The 20462-nt window shown below is 61.3% G+C and carries 19 protein-coding genes; 15 read left to right on the top strand and 4 right to left on the bottom strand.

Features of this window, described 5'->3' with window-relative positions; all coding sequences use genetic code 11:
* From rpsK to dsbD, 5 genes are all read left to right on the top strand, one after another.
* The gene (rpsK, locus tag ASR47_RS23090) at positions 1 to 405 is read left to right on the top strand and encodes a 30S ribosomal protein S11 (protein ID WP_010394475.1); all 405 of its coding nucleotides are present in this window, start codon (positions 1 to 3) and stop codon (positions 403 to 405) included.
* A 257-nt stretch (positions 406 to 662) separates the two neighbouring features.
* Positions 663 to 1286: a 30S ribosomal protein S4 gene (gene rpsD, locus ASR47_RS23085; RefSeq protein ID WP_038496998.1), complete on the top strand. Its 624-nt coding sequence runs from the start codon at positions 663 to 665 to the stop codon at positions 1284 to 1286.
* 109 nt (positions 1287 to 1395) lie between these two features.
* Positions 1396 to 2373 (top strand): DNA-directed RNA polymerase subunit alpha, encoded by a 978-nt coding sequence (locus tag ASR47_RS23080; protein WP_008444343.1) that lies wholly within the window; start codon positions 1396 to 1398, stop codon positions 2371 to 2373.
* A 134-nt stretch (positions 2374 to 2507) separates the two neighbouring features.
* Positions 2508 to 2900 (top strand): 50S ribosomal protein L17, encoded by a 393-nt coding sequence (rplQ, locus tag ASR47_RS23075; protein WP_065310142.1) that lies wholly within the window; start codon positions 2508 to 2510, stop codon positions 2898 to 2900.
* Between the two features lie 230 nt (positions 2901 to 3130).
* A complete protein-coding gene (gene dsbD / locus ASR47_RS23070) occupies positions 3131 to 4990 on the top strand; it encodes a protein-disulfide reductase DsbD (protein ID WP_065310320.1) in 1860 nt (619 codons plus the stop codon).
* Positions 4991 to 5078: 88 nt separating this feature from the next.
* Here the strand turns inward: dsbD and ASR47_RS23065 are convergent, their stop codons facing one another.
* On the bottom strand, positions 5079 to 5606 hold the full coding sequence (locus tag ASR47_RS23065) for a Spy/CpxP family protein refolding chaperone (protein WP_065310141.1): 528 nt from the start codon (positions 5604 to 5606) through the stop codon (positions 5079 to 5081).
* A gap of 186 nt (positions 5607 to 5792) precedes the next feature.
* On the opposite strand from ASR47_RS23065, the gene ASR47_RS23060 reads away from it, so the two are divergent.
* The 5 genes from ASR47_RS23060 (at position 5793) to ASR47_RS23040 (ending at position 13411) form a co-directional block, all read left to right on the top strand.
* The gene (locus ASR47_RS23060) at positions 5793 to 6521 is read left to right on the top strand and encodes a response regulator (protein WP_065310140.1); all 729 of its coding nucleotides are present in this window, start codon (positions 5793 to 5795) and stop codon (positions 6519 to 6521) included.
* On the top strand, positions 6518 to 7873 hold the full coding sequence (locus ASR47_RS23055) for an ATP-binding protein (protein ID WP_065310139.1): 1356 nt from the start codon (positions 6518 to 6520) through the stop codon (positions 7871 to 7873). Before ASR47_RS23060 ends, ASR47_RS23055 begins: the two co-directional genes overlap by 4 nt.
* Positions 7874 to 7971: 98 nt before the next feature.
* Positions 7972 to 9141 (top strand): efflux RND transporter periplasmic adaptor subunit, encoded by a 1170-nt coding sequence (locus ASR47_RS23050; RefSeq protein WP_065310138.1) that lies wholly within the window; start codon positions 7972 to 7974, stop codon positions 9139 to 9141.
* Positions 9138 to 12248, top strand: coding sequence for an efflux RND transporter permease subunit (locus ASR47_RS23045; protein WP_065310137.1), 3111 nt, complete (start codon positions 9138 to 9140; stop codon positions 12246 to 12248). The genes ASR47_RS23050 and ASR47_RS23045 overlap by 4 nt, the downstream gene beginning before the upstream one ends.
* Before the next feature lie 260 nt (positions 12249 to 12508).
* Positions 12509 to 13411, top strand: coding sequence for a hypothetical protein (locus tag ASR47_RS23040; RefSeq protein WP_245714452.1), 903 nt, complete (start codon positions 12509 to 12511; stop codon positions 13409 to 13411).
* Between the two features lie 69 nt (positions 13412 to 13480).
* Here the strand turns inward: ASR47_RS23040 and yihA are convergent, their stop codons facing one another.
* Positions 13481 to 14224 carry a ribosome biogenesis GTP-binding protein YihA/YsxC gene (yihA, locus tag ASR47_RS23035; RefSeq protein ID WP_065310135.1) on the bottom strand — a complete coding sequence of 248 codons (744 nt, stop codon included), beginning with the start codon at positions 14222 to 14224 and terminating at the stop codon, positions 13481 to 13483.
* Positions 14172 to 14444: a hypothetical protein gene (locus ASR47_RS27585; RefSeq protein ID WP_171899019.1), complete on the bottom strand. Its 273-nt coding sequence runs from the start codon at positions 14442 to 14444 to the stop codon at positions 14172 to 14174. The genes yihA and ASR47_RS27585 overlap by 53 nt, the downstream gene beginning before the upstream one ends.
* On the opposite strand from ASR47_RS27585, the gene ASR47_RS23030 reads away from it, so the two are divergent.
* From ASR47_RS23030 to ASR47_RS23010, 5 genes are all read left to right on the top strand, one after another.
* Positions 14410 to 15081 (top strand): c-type cytochrome, encoded by a 672-nt coding sequence (locus ASR47_RS23030; protein WP_065310134.1) that lies wholly within the window; start codon positions 14410 to 14412, stop codon positions 15079 to 15081. The genes ASR47_RS27585 and ASR47_RS23030 overlap by 35 nt on opposite strands.
* 192 nt (positions 15082 to 15273) lie before the next feature.
* On the top strand, positions 15274 to 17379 hold the full coding sequence (locus ASR47_RS23025; protein ID WP_065310133.1) for a cytochrome c biogenesis protein ResB: 2106 nt from the start codon (positions 15274 to 15276) through the stop codon (positions 17377 to 17379).
* Between the two features lie 46 nt (positions 17380 to 17425).
* The gene (ccsB, locus tag ASR47_RS23020) at positions 17426 to 18577 is read left to right on the top strand and encodes a c-type cytochrome biogenesis protein CcsB (protein WP_065310319.1); all 1152 of its coding nucleotides are present in this window, start codon (positions 17426 to 17428) and stop codon (positions 18575 to 18577) included.
* An 84-nt stretch (positions 18578 to 18661) separates the two neighbouring features.
* Positions 18662 to 19639: a protein-methionine-sulfoxide reductase catalytic subunit MsrP gene (msrP, locus tag ASR47_RS23015; protein WP_065310132.1), complete on the top strand. Its 978-nt coding sequence runs from the start codon at positions 18662 to 18664 to the stop codon at positions 19637 to 19639.
* 11 nt (positions 19640 to 19650) lie between these two features.
* Complete coding sequence (locus tag ASR47_RS23010) at positions 19651 to 20280, top strand: protein-methionine-sulfoxide reductase heme-binding subunit MsrQ (RefSeq protein ID WP_065310131.1); 630 nt, start codon at positions 19651 to 19653, stop codon at positions 20278 to 20280.
* Here the strand turns inward: ASR47_RS23010 and lptM are convergent.
* Positions 20277 to 20456, bottom strand: a complete 180-nt coding sequence (gene lptM, locus ASR47_RS23005) for an LPS translocon maturation chaperone LptM (RefSeq protein ID WP_217270620.1) — start codon at positions 20454 to 20456, stop codon at positions 20277 to 20279. The two genes, ASR47_RS23010 and lptM, sit on opposite strands and share 4 nt — an antisense overlap.
* Positions 20457 to 20462: the final 6 nt, after the last annotated feature.

The raw sequence follows: 20462 nt of genomic DNA, 5'->3' as shown, positions 1-20462 counted from the left end.
ATGGCCAAGTCGCAAAATAACGCCGCATCAGCACGCGTGCGTAAAAAAGTTAAAAAGAACGTCGCTGAAGGCATCGCACATGTCCACGCTTCGTTCAATAACACCATCATTACCATCACCGATCGTCAAGGCAATGCCTTGTCGTGGGCTACCTCCGGCGGTGCAGGCTTCAAGGGTTCGCGTAAATCGACCCCATTCGCAGCGCAGGTCGCCGCGGAAGCCGCTGGTAAAGTGGCTGTCGAGTGTGGCGTGAAGAACCTGGAAGTACGTATCAAGGGCCCAGGTCCTGGTCGTGAATCCGCCGTTCGCGCGCTGAACAACCTGGGCATCAAGATCACCGAGATCCAGGACGTGACGCCGGTACCGCACAACGGTTGCCGTCCACCGAAACGTCGTCGTATCTAAGACAGCATTGCAGAGGGCGCCACGGCGCCAGCTGCTCTTCTGTTTGTTGTATTGAGTACAGTTGTGTGAAAACGCTGGAGCAGGTAGCCGGAAACGGTTATACTGCCCGGCTGTTCTTGCCTGTCAAATTGTATTTGACGGGTTTTTCGTTTTCAGCCACCGTCTGATCGCAAGTGAATCAGACTAGCGCCTAACCGCATCAGTGTGTTTGATCATGCATGTGGCTGGGGCGTTATCATTTAAAAAAAGGAAGTCTCGTGGCACGTTATATCGGACCTAAAGCAAAACTCTCCCGCCGTGAAGGTACTGACCTGTTCCTGAAGAGCGCACGTCGCTCGCTCGACAGCAAGTGCAAACTGGACGTCAAACCAGGCCAGCACGGTGTCAAATCCGGCGCCCGCACCTCGGACTACGGTAACCAACTGCGCGAAAAGCAAAAAGTCAAGCGCATGTACGGCGTGCTGGAACGTCAATTCCGCCGCTACTTCGCTGAAGCGGACCGTCGTAAAGGCAACACCGGCGAAACGCTGTTGAAGTTGCTGGAAACGCGTCTGGACAACGTTTGCTACCGCATGGGCTTTGGCTCGACCCGCGCTGAAGCGCGTCAACTGGTCAGCCACAAAGCGTTCACCGTGAACGGTATCGTTGTCAACATCGCTTCGTACTCGGTCAAAGTCGGCGACATCATCGCTGTTCGTGAAAAATCGAAAAAGCAAGTGCGTATCGTTGAAGCACTGTCGCTGGCCGAACAAGTTGGCATGCCTAGCTGGGTTTCGGTTGATGCCAAGAAAATGGAAGGTACTTTCAAGTCCCTGCCAGAACGTAACGAAATCGCCAACGACGTCAACGAATCGCTGATCGTCGAGCTGTACTCGCGTTAATAGCAGTCAGTAGCACCATCACCGCCCACTCAGCTGCATGAGTGGGCGTTTTACTAATGCCATCAGCCTTATCGGCGTAACGAGCCGAGGGTATTGAAAAGGACATTTCATGCAAAACAGTTTGTTGAAGCCACGTATTATCGATGTTGAAGCTCTCGGTGCAGGTCACGCCAAGGTCGTGATGGAACCGTTCGAGCGCGGCTATGGCCACACATTGGGTAACGCGTTGCGCCGCGTTCTGCTGTCGTCGATGGTGGGCTACGCGCCGACCGAAGTGACGATCGCCGGCGTCGTCCACGAATATTCCTCCCTCGATGGCGTGCAAGAAGACGTCGTCGATCTGTTGCTGAACTTGAAGGGTGTGGTTTTCAAAGTCCACAACCGCGATTCGGTCACCCTGACTCTGAAAAAAGAAGGCGAAGGCGCCATCCTGGCCTCCGACATCGACCTGCCGCATGACGTCGAACTGATCAACCCTGACCACGTGATCGCCCACCTGACCGCCGGTGGCAAGCTGGACATGCAGATCAAGGTTGAAAAAGGCCGCGGCTACGTTCCTGGCAACGTGCGTCGCCTGTCGGAAGACACCAATAAAACCATCGGCCGCATCATCCTGGACGCGTCGTTCTCGCCAGTGCGCCGCGTGTCGTACTTCGTTGAATCGGCCCGCGTCGAACAGCGTACCGACCTGGACAAGCTGATCATCAACATCGAAACCAACGGCGTGATCTCGCCGGAAGAAGCGATCCGCCAGTCGGCCCGCGTCCTGGTGGACCAGTTGAATGTGTTCGCTGCCCTGGAAGGCACGGAAGCTGCCGCCGAAGCACCATCGCGCGCTCCGCTGGTCGATCCTATCCTGCTGCGTCCAGTCGACGACCTGGAGTTGACCGTGCGTTCGGCCAACTGCCTGAAAGCGGAAAACATCTACTACATCGGCGACCTGATCCAGCGTTCGGAAAACGAACTGCTGAAAACGCCGAACCTGGGCCGCAAGTCCCTGAACGAAATCAAGGAAGTGCTGGCGTCGCGCGGCTTGACCTTGGGCATGAAGCTGGAAAACTGGCCGCCTGCCGGTTTGGAAAAGTAATTCGAAGTTGCAGCAAACTGCCTGGGACAGGTGTCCCAGGCTTTTATTTTTGAAGTGCCAAACCGGCCCGCGATGAAGCATAAGCAGCATCGATCGAAGAGCTGGATTTAAACTCACTACCGAAAGGATTTACCATGCGTCACGGTCACGGCCTCCGTAAACTGAATCGTACCTCGTCCCACCGTCTGGCTATGCTGCGCAACATGACAGTATCGCTGCTGCGTCACGAAGCGATCAAAACCACCCTGCCAAAAGCAAAAGAACTGCGCCGCGTTGTCGAGCCAATTCTGACCATCGGCAAAACCGATTCCCTGGCAAACAAGCGTCTGGCTTTCAACCGCCTGCGCGACCGTGAAATGGTCGTCAAACTGTTCGCCGAACTGGGCCCGCGTTATGCCAACCGTAACGGTGGTTATGTGCGTATCCTGAAAATGGGCTTCCGCGTCGGCGACAATGCTCCTATGGCATTCGTTGAACTGATGGATCGTCCAGATACGACCGAAGCAGTTGAAGTCGCTGGCGAGTAATCCCGGCTGCTGCTTCATGAAAAGCCAGGCCTAGCCTGGCTTTTTTGCTTTCTGCTGCAACCGCCTCTGCCGCGGTGTACTATTCTTCTTTCGCGCCGGCCCCGCATGCCCGCGCGGCTCTTCGTCGAATGGTCAAAAAGGTAGTATTCATGTCCTGTTTTCGCTCTCGCGCCACGCCGTCTTCCCGTCTATCCCTCTGGTTTGCCGCCTGCCTGCTGCTGCTGATCGCCATGTTCGGCGCCGGCCACGCCCGCGCCGACGATGAATTCCTCGCCCCCGAGCTGGCGTTCAAGTTCTCCGCACGTATGCAGGACCCGTCCACCATCGCGGTGACCTATGTGATCGCCGACGGCTACTATATGTATCACGAGCGTTTCAAGTTCGAGGCCAGCGGCGCGAAACTCGGTGCGCCGGTTTTTCCGAAGGGCAAGGTCAAGTTCGATGAAACGTTCCAGAAGAACGTCGAGACCTTCCGCCACACGCTGACCATCACCATCCCGGTCGAGGCCGCCGGCGCCTTTACGCTCAAGGCCACCGGCCAGGGCTGCTCCGACAAAGGCCTGTGCTACGCGCCGCAGGATGCCACGGCCAAGCTGATGGGCGCCGGTGGCCAGAGCGTGGCGCCCGGCGCGGTGGCTTCCAAATTCGCGCTGCCGGCAGCACCCGCGGTCGACACAACGGCCGTCAACGGCCCGCAGGCGCAAGCCTCGCCGGGCGTGTCGGTGATGAGCATTGCGCAAGCCGATATCACCAGCACCCCCGATCCTGTCGTAGCCTCACCTGTGCCGGCGCCGGCCGCCGCCGCGGCGTCCGCGCCAACGGAAATGGGCAGCATCGAATCGGCTCTGAAAGGCGGCAAGCTGCTGGTGATCGTGCCGCTGTTCATGCTGCTGGGCCTGGGGTTGGCCTTCACGCCGTGCGTGCTGCCGATGGTGCCGATTCTGTCGTCGATTATCGTCGGCGATGGCGGCAAGGTCAGCCGTTCGCGCGGCCTGCTGCTGTCACTCACGTATGCGCTGGGCATGGCGATTGTCTATACCGCGCTGGGCGTGGCGGCCGGCCTGGCCGGCGAAGGCCTGGCGGCCAAGCTGCAGAACCCGTGGGTGCTCGGCTTTTTTGCCCTTCTGATGGCCGGTCTGTCGCTGTCGATGTTCGGTTTTTATGAGCTGCAGGTACCGGCCTTTTTGCAAGGCAAGCTGACCAGCGTGTCGAACCAGCAGTCGTCGGGCCGCCTGGCCGGCGTGTTCATGATGGGCGCCATTTCCGCCCTGATCGTCGGCCCATGCGTGGCCGCGCCGCTGGCCGGCGCCTTGCTGTACATCAGCCAGACGCGCGACGTCGTCATCGGCGGCAGCGCGCTGTTCGCCATGGCCGTCGGCATGAGCGTGCCCCTGATCCTGGTCGGCGTGTCGGCCGGCGCCTTGCTGCCGCGCGCCGGCGCCTGGATGGACGCCGTCAAACGTTTCTTTGGCGTGCTGCTGCTGGCCGTGGCCTGGTGGCTGGTGTCGCCGGTGCTGCCGGGCTTGGTGCAGATGCTGGGCTGGACGGCGCTCTTCATCGGCTATGGCATGTATCTGCTGGTCGGCAAAACCACCTCGAAAAACGCCTGGGTGGCCAAGGCCTTTGGCCTGGTGTTTGCCATCCTCGGCGCGGTGCAACTGGTGGGCGCGGCCAGCGGTGGCCGCGATCCGCTGGCGCCATTGGCCCACCTGGGCGGCGGCCAGGTCCACCCGCACGCTTTTACGCGCGTCAAGACCGTGGCGCAGCTCGACGCGGCGCTGGCGCAATTGAACGGCAAGACGGCGCTGCTCGATTTTTACGCCGACTGGTGCGTGTCGTGCAAGGAGATGGAAAAGCTGACCTTTGTCGCGCCGGCCGTGCGCGACAAGATGGGGCAATCGGTGCTGCTGCAGGTCGACGTGACGGCCAATGACGCCGACGACAAAGCCATGTTGAAACGTTTTCAGCTGTTCGGCCCGCCCGGCATCATCATGTTCGATCCGCAGGGCCAGGAGATCGCCCACTCGCGCGTGATCGGCTTCCAGAATGCCGAGACGTTCCTGGCGTCGCTTGCCAAGCTTGACAAGTAGGTCGGATCAGGCCGCAGGCCGTAATCCGACACCACCACGGCGGGCGCCAACACTGTTGTCGGATTACGCGCTTGCGCGCTAATCCGACCTACGCCTTCGGTGCGCCACGGTGGCCATGGTGGCCACGCATGCCGCCCGGCACGCTGTCATCAAATACCTTCTGTTGTTCCGGCGTCAGCACGGCGTAAAACGTTTTCAGCGAGGCCAGACGGCTTTCCTGGCCGGCGATGCGTTCCTTCGACATGGCGATCCATTGTTCCATGCGCTCGGGCGCCGACAGCTTGGCGAACGCTTCACGCTTGGCCTTCCAGTCGCCGTTTGGCTTTTGCCGCGCATTGGCGGCCGTGAAGGTGGCCCAGGCCGGTTCCTGGGCGGCCGTCAGTTTCAGCTTGTCGTGCAGGCGTGCCTGGTATTTGGCCATGCGTTCGGCCGGGTTGCCGCGATGTTCGCCACGATGCGCGCGCGGGGCATCCGGCGCGGCCTTCGGGTTGCTGCTGGCGGCCGGGGCGCCGGCGGGTTCTTGCTGGGCGTGGACGGTCAGCGATGCGGCACCCATGCCGAGTACGCTCAGCGCGATGACCAGGTGTTTGCGTACGGTGTGAAATGAGGTGTTCATCTGGATTCCTTTGTAAGTGAAAGAGCATGTACATGTTTCTGCACATGAATCCAGTGTGGCGGTCCCATGTTTCCACCAAGTGTCCGCTGTCCGACAGATTGTATCTGTATGTTTCGTCACATGGTCTATATACAAGACGATACAAATGCGCTGTGCAGGCCCGTGTGAAGTGGGGATAATTCAGGCATGGAAACCACTTCTACAATACTGATCGTCGATGACGACCGCGATATCCGCAGCCTGCTGGCGGATTACCTGGAAACCAATGCCTACCGTACCCTGGGCGCGGCCGATGGCACGGCCATGTGGAAGGTGCTGGACGAAACCCGGCCCGACCTGATCGTGCTCGACCTGAACCTGCCCGGCGACGACGGCCTGACCCTGTGCCGCAAGCTGCGCGCGCAGTCGACCGTGCCCGTCATTATGCTGACGGCGCGCAACGAGCCGCTCGATCGCATCCTGGGCCTGGAAATGGGCGCCGATGATTATTTGCCGAAACCGTTCGAGCCGCGCGAGCTGCTGGCGCGCATCCGCAGCGTGCTGCGCCGCAGCCATGCGATGCCGTCGAATGCGCCGTCGGACAAGGCCCAGCAGATCCGCTTTTCCGGCTGGACGCTGGACCTGACGGCGCGCCACCTGCTTAACCCGACCGGCGTGGTGATCATGCTGTCGGGCGCCGAGTTCCGCCTGCTGCGCGTGTTCCTCGAGCACCCGAACCGCGTGCTCAACCGCGACCAGCTGCTGAACCTCACGCAAGGGCGCGACGCCGACCCGTTCGACCGCTCGATCGATATTCAGATCAGCCGGCTGCGGCAAAAACTCGGCGAGGATGCGCGCCTGCCGCAAATCATCAAGACGGTGCGCAACGGCGGCTATGTGCTGGCCGGCCAGGTCAATGTGGAGCCGCACGCGTGAAGGCCTTCCTCGGTTCGATGACGGGGCGCGTCTTCATGGTGCTGCTGCTGGGCGTGGTGGCGTCGGCCGCGCTGACGCAGTGGCTGGCCGTCGGCGAGCGCCAGCGCGCGATTGAACAGTACCGCGACTATCACGCCGTCGAGCGTGCCGAGCAGCTGGTGATGTCGACCGACATGGTGCCGCTCACTTCGCGCGCGGCCTACCTGAAGGTGGCCAACAAGGGCAGCGTGCGCCTGGAGCTGCGGCCGGACGCCGAACATGCGGCCGGCGCGCCGACCGAGTTTTCCACCGCGCTGCAGGCCAAGCTGGGCGAAACATTCAAGGTCACCGCGCTGGCCCAGCCGCCGCTGGCTTGCGTGAAACCGAAAAAAGCGCCTGGCCTGTTTTCACCCAAGCCCTGGGGCGGCACCTGCGAAAACCTGGACGTGCGCATGCAGGACGGCCACATGCTGCGCCTGCTGGTATTGCCGCCGCGCCAGCCCGCGTTTGCCGAACACAATGACTGGATGACCTTGCTGCCTTTCCTGATCAGCATCGCCATCCTGGCCTACCTGGTCACGCGCATGACCATGCGCCCGTTGAAACAGCTGGCGCAGGCGGCGAAAGACCTGGGCAACGATATCAACCATCCGCCGCTGGCCCTGACCGGCGCGAGCGAAATCCGCCAGGCCAGCGCGGCCTTCAACGCCATGCAGGCGCGCATCCGCCAGCATATTTTCCAGCGCACGCAGATGCTGGCCGCCATCACCCACGATTTGCAAACGCCGCTCACGCGCCTGCGGCTGCGGCTGGAAAAAGTGGCCGACTCGGACCTGCACGAACGCCTGGTGGGCGATTTGTCGGCCATGCAGAGCATGGTCAAGGAAGGGCTGGACCTGGCGCGCTCGATGGACAGCACCGAAGCGATGCAGGCGCTCGATGTCGATTCGCTGCTCGACAGCGTCTGTTCGGACGCCGCCGATGCGGGCCAGAACGTGACCTTGGAAGGCCATGCGGGCATGGCCCTGATGGGCCGCCCGATCGCCATGCGGCGCTGCCTGGTCAACCTGATCGACAACGCCGTCAAATATGGCCAGCATGCGCAAGTGACGGTCGAGCGCCTGGCGGGCGCGGCGCGCATCCGCATCCGCGACGGCGGCCCCGGCATTGCGCCTGACCAGCTGGCCAAAGTATTCGAGCCGTTCTACCGCATCGAGACCTCGCGTTCGCGCGAATCGGGCGGCACGGGGCTGGGCCTGACGATCGCGCGCAATATCGCCGAGCAGCACGGCGCCACGGTTTTGCTGTCCAATCATGTGGACGGCGGGCTGGAAGTGACCCTGGTGGTGCCACAATATTACGCAGGCAAGTGATGATTTTCCATGGCGCTTTCATGCGACAATATCGCCCTTAATGCCGTTAGGCAATTAAATTCAACCTGGAAATCCGCGCCGAGACAGCGTGACGCATAATGAAAAAAACTAGCCTGGCAATCCTGGTCGGTGCCGCCCTGTGTATCGGTGGCGGCATCTGGTATTTCAATCATCAGGGCGCCGACAAGCCCCGGGCCGCAGCGGCAGGCAAGGGCGGCGGCCAGGCGCCGACCAGCGTGAGCGTGGTCAGGCCGGTGCGCCAGGACGTGCCCATCGTGCTGCAGGCCAACGGCAGCGTGGCGCCGATCAGCAGCGTCGAGCTGCATCCGCAAACCACCAGCACGATCGCCAAGGTCCATATCAGGGAAGGCCAGTTCGTCAAACAGGGTGAGCTGATGTTCACCCTCGACGCGCGCGCCGAAAGCGCCAACGTGGAAAAAGCCCAGGCGCAGGTGCTGCGCGACCGCGCCTCGGTGCTGGACTTGGAACGCCAGCTCAAGCGCAGCAACGATTTGCTGAGCAAAAACTTTATCGCCCAGGGCGCCGTCGACACCCTGCAAAGCCAGCTCGATGCGGCGCGCGCCTTGCTGGCCGCCGACCAGGCCGCCTTGCGCTCGGCCCAGGTCGATTCCAGTTATACCGTCCTGCGCGCCCCCCTGAGCGGCCGGGTCGGCGCCATCGGCGTGTATCCGGGCAGCCTGGTGCAGCCGGCCACGTCGCTGACCAGCATTACCCAGCTCGATCCGATCGACGTGGTGTTTACCTTGCCTGAAAGCAGCCTGTCGGCGCTGTTGTCGGCGCAGAAAGCGGGCGAGGTGCCGGTCACGGCGCTGCTGGCCGACGCCGGCGGCAAGCAGGTGCAGGGCAAGCTGAACTTTATCGACAATGCCGTCGATCCCACCTCGGGCATGATCAAGGTCAAGGCGCGCTTCGGCAATACGCAGACCGATCTGTGGCCGGGTCAGTACATCAACACGCAAATGACGGTGCAAACCTTGAAAGACGCCCTGGTGATACCGCAAAACGCCATTATCACCACCACCGCCGGCACCCTGGTCTACACGATGGAGGCCGACAACACGGCCAAATCGCGCAAGGTCACGCGCGTGCACGCGTTTGGCCCCAACGCCGCCGTGACGGGGCTGAGCGGCGACGAGCAGGTGATTGTCGACGGCAAGCAGAACCTGCGTCCGGGCAGCAAGGTGCGCCTGGCGGAAAAACGCCCGGAAGCCATGGACCAGGCCGCCACGGCGGGCAAGCCAGCATGAACTTGTCCGAACTGAGCATCCGGCGCCCCGTGATGGTGGTGCTGCTGTCGCTGTCCATCATCCTGGCCGGCGTGCTGGCCTATCTGCAAATCCCGGTGGCGGCCTTGCCGAGCTATAACACGCCCGTCATCAATGTCAGCGCCGACCTGGCCGGCGCCAGCCCGGAAACCATGGCCTCGTCGGTCGCCTTGCCGCTGGAAAAGCAGTTTTCCACCATTTCGGGCCTGAGCCTGATCACCTCCACCAGTACCCTGGGCAATACCTCGCTGACCCTGGAGTTCGATTCGAGCATCAATGTCAACGAGGCGGCCGTCGACGTGCAGGCGGCGCTGCTGCGCGCGCAGCGCCAGTTGCCGACCGAAATGACGGACTTGCCGTCCTACCGCAAGGTCAATCCGGCCGACGCGCCGGTGCTGTTCATCCAGATGACGTCGCCATCACTGAACCTGTCGGACCTGAACGACTACGCCGAAAACCTGATCGCGCCGAGTTTGTCGACCTTGCCGGGCGTGGCCCAGGTGGTGGTCAACGGCCAGAAGCGCTTTGCCGTGCGCGTGCGGGCGCGCGCCGACCTGATGAATGCGCGCGACCTGACCATGGACGAGCTGGCCACGGCGCTGCGCACCTCGAACACCAATTCGCCGCTGGGCATCCTGGACGGCCCCAGCCAGACCCTGACCATCCAGGGCAATCCGCAGATGATGAAGGCGGCCGACTTCGCCGAACTGATCGTTGCCAGCCGCAACGGCCAGCCGGTGCGCCTGAAAGACGTGGCGCAAGTGGAAGACAGCTTTCAATCGATCAAGGCGGTCGGCAGCTTCAATGGCGAACGCTCGATCAGCCTGATGGTGCAGCGCCAGCCCGACGCCAATACGGTGCAGGTGGTCGATGGCGTGCGCCGCCTGCTGCCCGGCTTCAAGGAACAATTGCCGCAGTCGATACAGATCAGCCTGGTCAACGACCGTTCGCTGTCGATCCGCGAAGCGATCCACGACGTCAACCTGACCCTGGCGCTGACGGTGGTGCTGGTGGTGCTGGTGATCTTTTTGTTCCTGCACCGCGCGGCCGCCACCTTTATTCCCGCCGTCACCATGCCGATCTCGCTGCTCGGCGCGCTGGCCCTGCTGTACTGGCTCGGCTACAGCCTCGACAATATCTCGCTGCTGGGCATTACGCTGGCCGTCGGCCTGGTGGTCGATGACGCCATCGTGGTGCTGGAAAACATCGTGCGCCATATCGAGATGGGCAAGAAGCCGATCCAGGCGGCGCTGGTGGGCGCGAAAGAGATGGGCTTTACCATCATCTCGATCTCCGTCTCGCTGGTGGCCGTGTTTATCCCGATCTTCTTCATGCCGGGCGTGATCGGCCTGCTGTTCCATGAGTTTGCGGTGGTGGTGTCGCTGGCGATCCTGGTCTCGGCGATTGTTTCGCTGACCCTGGTGCCGATGCTGGCCAGCCGCTTCCTGCCGGCCGGCGCTCAGGGGCACGCCAATGAGCACGAGCACGCCCAGGAAAAAACCTTTATCGGCCGCCACTTCGAGGCCGGTTTTACGCGCGTGCGCAATGGTTATGTATTCGTGCTCGACAAGGCGCTGGCGCACCGCACCGTGGTGCTGCTGATCGCGGTGGCCACGTTTGCCCTGACCGTGATCCTGTACGCCACCATACCGAAAGGCTTTTTCCCCGAGGAAGACCTGGGCCAGATCCAGGTCAATACGGAGGCGTCGGAAGATATCTCGTCGGAAGCCTTGCAGGCCTTGCAGGCGCGCATGGCGGCCGTCATCAAGGCCGACCCCAGCGTGCAGGACGTGACCTCGTTTGTCGGTGGCGGCAATACCGGCCGCATGTTCATGGTGCTGAAACCGCGCAGCGAGCGGCCGAAAATGCCGGTGGTGCTGGAAAACCTGCGCCGCGCGACCAGCGCCGTGCCCGGCATGGCCGTGTATTTCCGCCCGGTGCAGAACCTGCAGCTCGGTGGGCGCCAAAGCAAGAGCCGCTACCAGTACACCCTGCAAAGCGTCAGCCCCGACGCCCTGAATGACTGGGCCGAAAAATTCCTGGCCGGCATGCGCGCCGACCCGGCTTTCCGCGACGTTACCAGCGACTCGCAGATCAAGGGCTTGCAGGCGTCCTTGAAAATCGACCGCGACAAGGCGAACATGCTGGGCGTGCAGATGTCCGATATCCGCACCGCGCTGTACAGCGCCTTTGGCGAGCGCCAGGTGTCGACCATTTATTCGTCGGCCGCCAGCTACTACGTGATCCTCGAAGCGGCCACGCCGGATCGCCAGTATGACGATGCCCTGACGCGCGTGTCGGTGCGCAGCAAGACGGGCGAGCTGGTCAAGTTGTCGAGCATCGCCCGGGTCGAGCGCACCATTGGCCCCACCTCCGTCAATCACCAGGGCCAGCTGCAGGCCGTCACGATCGCCTTCAACCTGGCGCCGGACGTGCCGCTGGGCATTGCCACCGGCAAGATCGACGTGATGAGCAAGGGCATGAACTTGCCCGCGTCCATTATCACGCGCTATGGCGGCGACGCGGCCGTGTTCCAGTCGTCGCAGGCGAGCCAGATCATCCTGATCATCGCCGCGCTGGCGGTCATCTACGTGCTGCTGGGCGTCTTGTACGAAAGCTATATCCACCCGCTGACGATCCTGGCCGGCCTGCCGTCGGCGGCCGTCGGCGCGCTGCTGACCCTGCGCCTGTTCGGCATGGACCTGACCATGATCGCGATTATCGGCATCCTGATGCTGATCGGCATCGTCAAGAAAAACGCCATCATGATGATCGACTTCGCCCTGCATGCGCAGAGGAACGAAGGCCTGGCGCCGTTTGACGCGATCCGCCAGGCGTGCATTTTGCGGTTCCGTCCCATCATGATGACCTCGGCGGCGGCGCTGATGGGCGCCTTGCCGATCGCGCTGGGCCTGGGCGCCGGCGCCGAACTGCGCCAGCCGCTGGGCCTGGCCGTGGTTGGCGGCTTGCTGTTCTCGCAAGTCATTACCCTGTTTATTACGCCGGTGATCTATCTGTTCCTCGATAAATACAGCGGCACCGGGCCAATGACCGATGAGCAACTGGTGGCGCTCGACAATAAAGCGTGATCGGTCGTACAGCAACAGCGGGCGCGCGGTTTTTGTATTGCCCCGCTGTAAGGCGAGTGATACATACGGTAACAACCGTCAAGGGCCGCTTCGGCTACGCTGCAAGGCGATGCAAGGAATGCCGCGATCCTGTACGCTTCGTGTGGCAAACGCGCCGCCAGTGTTCCCAAAAGCGCGCCGCTCTGGCAAGATGACCGCCCGGTAAGATTACTTTTGTTGCAAAGAAAGCACGATTTATTTTGCATGACACGACCCACCCGATGGCTGCCGATACCGGCTATTGCCCCACTTGCGGGCAATTGATACAGCCGCCACTGGCTTATGGCGAGAAGACCAGCAAGCGCCGCAAGGTGGTATTGGGGGTGTCCGTCCTGCTGCACGTGCTGATTGCCGCGTATGCACTGTTGCATACGGATAAGATCGAAAAGATCCCGCCGCCGAAAAAGGAAAGCGCGATGGTGTATATCGCGCCGCTGAAGGACAAGCCGGCGCCCAAGCCGGCCCCGACGCCGAAGCCCACGCCCAAGCCGACGCCGAAGGAAACCAAAGTGGCCAAGGTCAAGCCGCCGCCACCGCGCGCCAGCAAGCCGGTGGTCACGAAAAACGTGCCGCGTGACAAGCCAAAGCTGGAAACGTTTACGCCGCCGCTGGTGTCGAAAGTGCCGCTGCCACCGCCGCCGGCCGAAGACATGAGCGCCATGATCGAGCAGCGCCGCCAGCAGCGCCAGGCGCAGCAGCCGGCGCAGCCGGCCGAGGAAAGCGAAAACGACCGCGCCATGCGCGTGGCCAAGGCCAATATCGCGCGCGCCCAGGGCCGCAATGCGGGCAGCGACAACGACGATTCGGGTGGCGTGTTCTCCATCGTCAACCAGACCTCGTTCAGCGCCGAGGTCAAGTTCAAGGGCTGGAACGGCAACTTCAAGCGCAATTGGCTGAAGCAGGAAAAAGTTGAAATCGGCAATGAACCCGATATCGAATCGGCCATCATCAAGAAGATGATCCAGCTGATCCGGGCCGAAAAGCCGGGCGACTTCGTGTGGGAATCGCGCCGCCTGGGCCGCAATGTCAACCTCAGCGCCCGCGTCGAGGATACCGCCGAGCTGACCGCCTTCCTGCGCCAGGAATTCTTTGCCGAGAAACGGCAAGGGCCGGGCCGGCGTTAAGCCTCAGCCATGAAAAAAGGCGGCTCACCACAGTGAACCGCCTTTTTTACGTGCCGTGCCGGGTTGAAATCAGGCCGGCTTGTCCGCCTGCGCTTCCGGCTCGACGTCGTCTTCCATCTCGATCAGTTCCACCATCTCGGCGGCGCCGTCTTCGCTGATGCCGGCCAGTTCCATGATCTTGTCATTGGCTTCTTCGATGCCGACCCGTTTCAGGGCCGAGAACAGCTGCACCGTGAACGGGAAGCCGACGCCGTCTTCATCGACATAGCTGTCGAGCTTGGCCTTGGCCTGGCGCAGGGCATTGACCGACTCGTTGCGGTTCAGTTTGTCGACTTTTGTCAGAATGCAGTGGATCGGTTTGCCGGTCGGCGCGAACCATTCCAGCATCTGGATGTCGAGATCGGTAAACGGGCGGCGCGAATCCATGATCAGGATCAGGCCAGCGAGCTGTTCGCGGCGCTGCACATAGTCGCCCAGCAGACGCTGCCAGTGCAACTTGGCCGAGCCCGACACTTCCGCATAGCCATAACCTGGCAAGTCGACCAGCAGGCATTCGATCTCCTCGACGATGGTGGCATCCTTGCGATGCTGGCCCACATGGGCGCCGCCGATCGAGAAATAGTTGATATGCTGGGTGCGGCCAGGGGTCTTGGAGGCGAACGCCAAGCCTTTCTGATTGCACAGGATATTGATGGCGGTCGATTTACCGGCATTGGAGCGGCCGGCAAAAGCGATTTCCGGCACCGAGGTATCGGGCAGGTCACGCAGTTGATTGACGGTCGTAAAGAAACGGGCTTGCCAGAGTTTTGACATGGGAGTAGTAATGCAAGAAAAGGGAGCGATAAGAGAGCAATAACGCCAAGAAGCTATTGTACAATAAGGAGTTGTTAATTGTTGCCGGCGTAGCAGCGATGCGGCTTGCGGCCCTGAAAATAATGCAAAAATCCCAGGGCGCGGCAATGTCCACCACTAATTTCTCACTGTCCCAGGGTGCCTGAATGAATCGTGCATTTTCACCGTTGTTCAAATCCATGTTGCTCGCTTTGCTGGCCGTGTCGGCAACTGTTTCGGCCGCTGAAGCACCGAAAGCCGCCGTCAAAGCCGATGCCAACAAGGGCGCCACCCTGTACGCCGATGGCGACGCCGCGCGCGGCTTGCCCGCCTGCGTGTCCTGCCATGGCGCGGCCGGCAACTCGACCATCGCCGTCAATCCCAAGCTGGCCGGCCAGCACGAAAACTATCTCTACAAGCAATTGGTCGACTTCACCACGCCGCAGCGCAACCAGCCCGTGATGACGACCTACGCCAAGATGCTCAGCGACGAAGACAAGAAAAACGTGGCCGCCTACCTGAGCGCGCAAACGGCCAAGCCGGGCGCCGCCAAGAACAAGAACACCATCGAACTGGGCAAGAAGATCTACCGTGGCGGCATCGCCGCCAAGCAGGTCGCGGCCTGTGCCAGCTGTCATGGCGCGGCGGGCAATGGCATTCCCGTGCAATATCCGCGCATCGCCGGCCAGCACCAGGACTACACCGTGGCCCAGCTGACCATGTTCCGCAGCACCAAGGCCGACGCGCGCAAGAACAGCGCCGAAATGCACACCATCGCTGCGCGCATGTCGGACGATGAAATCGCCGCCGTGGCGGACTATATTGCCGGCCTGAAGTAATTTTTCATCGCGGCAATTTCTGCCGGGCACTGCGGTGCGGATAAAGAGGGCGGCCGTGGCAAGGGCTGCCCTTTTTTATGGCGCCAGCCAAACTGGGTTATGCTGCCGCCTTGCACAGTGCAAGCTTCCCGTCTTTTTCAGATTGCCATCCTGTATGAGTACCAATATGAGTCATAACATGAGCATCAGCGCATGAGTACCAGCACCACCGGAATCGAACTCAAAACACAGCGCCGCAGCCTGGCCGAATTCGTCGAGCTGATCTCGTCGATGCGCTTTGCCATCAGCCTGTTGACCCTGATTGCGGTCGCCTCCGTGATCGGCACCGTGCTCAAGCAGAACGAGCCGATGCCCAATTACATCAACCAGTTCGGTCCGTTCTGGTTTTCCGTGTTCGACAAGCTGAGCCTGTATTCCGTCTATTCGGCCTGGTGGTTTTTGCTGATCATGGGTTTCCTGGTCGCCTCGACGTCGCTGTGCATCGTGCGCAATGCGCCGAAAATGCTCAAGGACATGCGCAGCTGGCGCGAAACCGTGCGCGAACAATCGTTGCGCAATTTCCACCACAAGGCGGAGTGGCAGGCGGCGCTGCCGCGCACCGCGCTGGCCCAGCAAATGGTGATGCGGCTGAAAGACGCCGGCTACCAGGCAAAAATCGTGGAAAAGGACAACGCGACCCTGGTCGCGGCCAAGCGCGGCGCGGCCAACAAATGGGGTTATATCTTTGCCCACGGCGCCATCGTCATCATCTGCGTCGGCGGTTTGCTGGATTCGGAAATGCCGATCAGGGTGCAACAATGGTTCTTCGGCAAGACGCCGTTTGCCGGCAGCGGCGTGATCGCCGAGATTCCCGCCAAGCACCGGTTGAGCTTGTCCAATCCTACCTTCCGCGGCAACACCATGATTCCGGAAGGCTCGACCAGCAGCACCGCCATCATTCCGCAAGCCGATGGCGTGCTGATCCAGGATCTGCCGATCACCATCTTGCTCAAGAAATTCCATATCGATTTCTACAGCACCGGCATGCCCAAGCTGTTTGCCAGCGATGTGGTGATCACCGACCATGAGACGGGCAAGAGCTTTCCTGCCACCATCAAGGTCAACCAGCCGTTGCTGTACAACGGCCTGGCCCTGTACCAGTCCAGCTTTGAAGATGGCGGCAGCAAGCTCAAGCTCACCGGTTTCCCGATGGCCGGCAAGACCGACAAACGTTTCGATATCGGCGGCGAAGTGGGCGGCAGCACGCCCCTCGAGCGCAGCGACGGCAATTCCTACAGCGTCGAATGGTCGGGTTTCCGTCCGTTCAACGTGGAAAACATGAGTTCCGGCCAGGATGTGCGGGCCGTCAGCAAGGCCGAAAGTTTCAACGAAAAATTTGCCGTCGGTCTCGACAAACGCCTGGGGTCGGCCGCCAGGAACGCCAATAACAAGGATCTGAAAAACGTCGGCCCGAGCGTGCTGTACAAATTGCGCGACAAGACCGGCCAGGCGCGCGAGTACCAGAACTACATGCAGCCGGTCACGGTCGATGGCGCACTGGTGTTCCTGGCCGGCATGCGCGTCAACCCCAGCGACGCCTTCAGCTATCTGCGCATTCCCGCCGACGACAACTATACGGTCAAGGAATGGATGCGCCTGCGCGCCGCGCTGCAGGACCCGGAGCTGCGCGAGCAGGCCGCCGTCCGCTATGCCCAGCGCGCCATGCCGAGCGCCAATGCGGAAGCGCTGCGTGGCCAGCTGCAGGAGTCGGCCGCGAAAAGCCTGGCCATCTTTGCCGGCAACGGGCAAGAGGGCGGTTTCCTGGCCATTTCGCGCTTCCTGGAAAAAGTACCCAAGGCCGAGCAGGAAAAGGCGGCCGATATCTTCATGAAGATATTGAACGGCAGCCTGTGGGACCTGTGGCAGGCCGCGCGCGCCAGGGACGGCTTGAAAGCCATCGAGGCCGATGAAAAGCACGGCCGCTTCCTGCAACTGGCCACCAACGCGCTGTCGGACAGTTTTTTCTATGGCGCACCGGTGTATTTGCAGCTCGATGAATTTACGGAAATCAAGGCGTCCGTCCTGCAAGTGACGCGCTCGCCGGGCAAGGGCGTGGTCTACCTGGGCTGTCTGTTCCTGGTGATCGGCGTGTTTTCCATGTTTTATATCCGCGAGCGCCGCCTGTGGGTGTGGATCAAGGATGATGCCGACCGCCCTGGCGACAGCTGTGCCCTGATGGCCATGAGCACCCAGCGCAAGACCCTGGACTTTGAAAAAGAATTTGAGAACCTGAAGGCAAAACTGCCGCAATCGGCGTAAGCTGCGCCTGAACTGGCGTCATGCCGTGCAGGCAATGGAGAAAAACATGGAATTGGCAAACAAACAGATCTATACGCAAGAGCCCGGCTTTTTCAAGCGCCTGGGCCTGGTTGACTGGCTGTATGGCGCGGGCCTGCTGGCCGCTTCGCTGTACGGCCTGGTGCATTTTGGCGCCTTCATGGACATCTATGAAAAAGTCATTTTGCTGGCGGCGGCGCCGACCTTTGCCTGGCTGGGCTGGTACTGGAAACCGGTGCGCTGGCTGATCCCGCTGGCGGCCGTGCTGTCCTTGTTTGCCATCGAGCTCTACGGTGGCCAGCTGGACATGGCAAACCAGAAATTTTTCCTCAAATATATGTTGTCCAGCCAGTCCGCGATTTTGTGGATGGGCACCTTGTTCGTGCTGTCGACCCTGTTCTACTGGATCGGCCTGATGGCGCGTTCGGAGTTCGGTTCCTCGGTCGGCTCCTTGCTGTGCTGGGCCGGCGTGGTGCTGGGCCTGACGGGCATGCTGGTGCGCTGGTATGAGTCCTACCTGATCGGCGCCGACGTGGGCCATATTCCCGTATCGAACCTGTATGAAGTGTTCATCCTGTTTTCGCTGATCACGGCCATGTTCTACCTGTACTACGAGCAGCACTATGCGACGCGCCAGCTGGGCGCCTTCGTCATGCTGGTCATTTCCGCCGCCGTGGTGTTTTTGCTGTGGTACACCGTCACGCGCGACGCGGCCGATATCCAGCCGCTGGTGCCGGCCCTGCAAAGCTGGTGGATGAAGATCCACGTGCCGGCCAACTTCATCGGCTACGGCACTTTCTCGCTGTCGGCCATGGTGGCCTCGGCCTACCTGCTCAAATCGAGCGGCTACCTGGTCGACCGCCTGCCGTCGCTGGAAGTGCTCGACGACGTGATGTACAAGGCCATTTCGGTCGGCTTCGCTTTCTTCACGGTAGCGACCATCCTGGGCGCGCTGTGGGCGGCCGAGGCATGGGGCGGCTACTGGTCGTGGGATCCGAAGGAAACCTGGGCCCTGATCGTCTGGCTCAACTATGCGGCCTGGCTGCACATGCGCTTGATGACGGGCCTGCGTGGCCGCGTCGCTGCCTGGTGGGCGCTGGTGGGCTTGATGGTCACCACGTTTGCGTTTTTAGGTGTCAACATGTTCCTGTCAGGCTTGCATTCTTACGGCAAACTTTAAGGTTGTCTTAGATGACGCAACCGTCATGAACGGCTACGGAAACTGGTGTAAGGTGCAGATAACCACCACTTTTCCGGAGCCGCCATGTTGATCAAGCGCAGTCCCAACGGTATCGAATTACCGTTCTCATCCGAAATTACGCCGCGCGCCGTGTTCGAAGCGCGCCGCAGCTTTATCCGGCAGGCGGCCGTCGGCGCCGTCTCCAGCGCGGCCCTGCTGGAAATGATGAACCGCGAGGCGTTCGCCCAGGGCACCCATCCCAAGCTGGCCGCCAAATTGAATCCCGCCTATTCGGCGCTGGACAAGCAGACGGCCTACAAGGACGCCACCACCTATAACAATTTCTACGAGTTTGGCACCGACAAGAGCGATCCGGCGCAAAACGCGGGCACCTTGCGCACGCGGCCGTGGACGGTCGCCATCGAAGGCGAAGTCAAGAAGCCGATGACGCTGGATCTCGATGCGCTGCTCAAACTCGCACCACTGGAAGAGCGCGTCTATCGTTTGCGCTGCGTGGAAGGCTGGTCGATGGTGATCCCGTGGGTCGGCTACTCCTTCTCCGAGATCATCAAGAAGGTCGAGCCGACCGGCAACGCCAAGTATGTGGAATTCATTACCCTGGCCGACAACAAGCAGATGCCCGGTGTCGGCAGCCGCGTGCTGCAGTGGCCCTACACGGAAGGCCTGCGCATCGATGAAGCCAATCACCCGCTGGCGCTGCTGACCCTGGGCATGTATGGCGAAACCCTGCCGAACCAGAACGGCGCGCCGGTGCGCATGGTGTTGCCGTGGAAATATGGCTTCAAATCGGCCAAGTCCATCGTCAAGATCCGTTTCGTGAAAGACCAGCCACGCACCTCGTGGAATTTGTCGGCGCCGTCCGAATACGGTTTTTATTCCAACGTGAACCCGAACGTCGACCATCCGCGCTGGTCGCAGGCCAGCGAACGCCGCATCGGCGAAGACGGTTTCCTGGCGCGCAAGCGCAAGACGCTGATGTACAACGGCTATAACGACGTGGCGTCGCTGTACGCCGGCATGGACTTGAAGAAATTCTTTTAACAGGGCAAGACATGGCTTTCCATCCCACGCCACGGCAGCTGTCGCTGATCAAGGCCGTCATCTTTGTGCTGGCGCTGCTGCCGTTCGCGCGCATGGTGTGGCTGACGTACTCGGGCCAATTGGTCGAGCCGCTCGAATTCATTACGCGCGGCACCGGCGACTGGACCCTGTATTTCCTGTGTATCGGCCTGGGCGTTACGCCCTTGCGGCGCTTCACACAGTGGCACTGGCTGATCAAGCTGCGCCGCATGCTGGGCCTGTTCGCGTTTTTCTACGCCAGCCTGCACTTCACCACGTTTCTATGGTTCGATCATTTCTTCGATCTGGCGGCAATGTGGAAAGATGTGCTCAGGCGTCCGTTCATCACGGTCGGCTTTATCGCCTTCGTGCTGCTGATCCCGCTGGCCGTGACCAGCACCAACGGCATGGTCAAGCGCCTGGGCGGCAAGCGCTGGCAGTGGTTGCACCGGCTGGTGTATCTGATCGCGCCGCTGGGCATCTTGCATTACTGGTGGATGAAGGCAGGCAAGAACAACTTCGCCCAGCCCATCCTGTTTGGCTGCATCGTCGCGCTGCTGCTGCTGATCCGCGTCTATTTCGCCTGGAACCGCCGCGTGCAGAACGCGAAACTGGTGCGCTAGGGCGCCGGCACGATCACCGGTGGCGGCGGCACCGCCGCTGGTTCGACCGGGCCCTTGGCCGCTGGCTTGGCCGCGGGCGGCTTGGGCAGGTAGAGGGGGCCGGGCTGGCCGCAGCCTGCCAGGACGCTAGAGACCACAATGGCAATGCCGATATAAAACGCTGAGGATGACTTCACGATTAG

The sequence above is a fragment of the Janthinobacterium psychrotolerans genome (genome assembly GCF_001677885.1).
Lineage (GTDB): Bacteria > Pseudomonadota > Gammaproteobacteria > Burkholderiales > Burkholderiaceae_D > Janthinobacterium > Janthinobacterium psychrotolerans.
This window is presented reverse-complemented; position numbering and strand designations above follow the sequence as displayed.

Excerpts from the sequence above, each read along its gene's own strand:
- ASR47_RS23060 (WP_065310140.1), top strand. The coding sequence starts at position 5,793 with ATGGAAACCACTTCTACAATACTGATCGTCGATGACGACCGCGATATC.
- ccsB (WP_065310319.1), top strand. The coding sequence starts at position 17,426 with ATGGAATTGGCAAACAAACAGATCTATACGCAAGAGCCCGGCTTTTTC.
- ASR47_RS23080 (WP_008444343.1), top strand. The coding sequence starts at position 1,396 with ATGCAAAACAGTTTGTTGAAGCCACGTATTATCGATGTTGAAGCTCTC.
- ASR47_RS23065 (WP_065310141.1), bottom strand. The coding sequence starts at position 5,606 with ATGAACACCTCATTTCACACCGTACGCAAACACCTGGTCATCGCGCTG.
- rpsK (WP_010394475.1), top strand. The coding sequence starts at position 1 with ATGGCCAAGTCGCAAAATAACGCCGCATCAGCACGCGTGCGTAAAAAA.
- dsbD (WP_065310320.1), top strand. The coding sequence starts at position 3,131 with ATGTTCGGCGCCGGCCACGCCCGCGCCGACGATGAATTCCTCGCCCCC.
- ASR47_RS23025 (WP_065310133.1), top strand. The coding sequence starts at position 15,274 with ATGAGTACCAGCACCACCGGAATCGAACTCAAAACACAGCGCCGCAGC.
- yihA (WP_065310135.1), bottom strand. The coding sequence starts at position 14,224 with ATGTCAAAACTCTGGCAAGCCCGTTTCTTTACGACCGTCAATCAACTG.
- ASR47_RS23030 (WP_065310134.1), top strand. The coding sequence starts at position 14,410 with ATGAATCGTGCATTTTCACCGTTGTTCAAATCCATGTTGCTCGCTTTG.
- ASR47_RS23040 (WP_245714452.1), top strand. The coding sequence starts at position 12,509 with ATGGCTGCCGATACCGGCTATTGCCCCACTTGCGGGCAATTGATACAG.
- ASR47_RS23010 (WP_065310131.1), top strand. The coding sequence starts at position 19,651 with ATGGCTTTCCATCCCACGCCACGGCAGCTGTCGCTGATCAAGGCCGTC.
- msrP (WP_065310132.1), top strand. The coding sequence starts at position 18,662 with ATGTTGATCAAGCGCAGTCCCAACGGTATCGAATTACCGTTCTCATCC.
- ASR47_RS23045 (WP_065310137.1), top strand. The coding sequence starts at position 9,138 with ATGAACTTGTCCGAACTGAGCATCCGGCGCCCCGTGATGGTGGTGCTG.
- ASR47_RS27585 (WP_171899019.1), bottom strand. The coding sequence starts at position 14,444 with ATGGATTTGAACAACGGTGAAAATGCACGATTCATTCAGGCACCCTGG.
- rplQ (WP_065310142.1), top strand. The coding sequence starts at position 2,508 with ATGCGTCACGGTCACGGCCTCCGTAAACTGAATCGTACCTCGTCCCAC.
- ASR47_RS23050 (WP_065310138.1), top strand. The coding sequence starts at position 7,972 with ATGAAAAAAACTAGCCTGGCAATCCTGGTCGGTGCCGCCCTGTGTATC.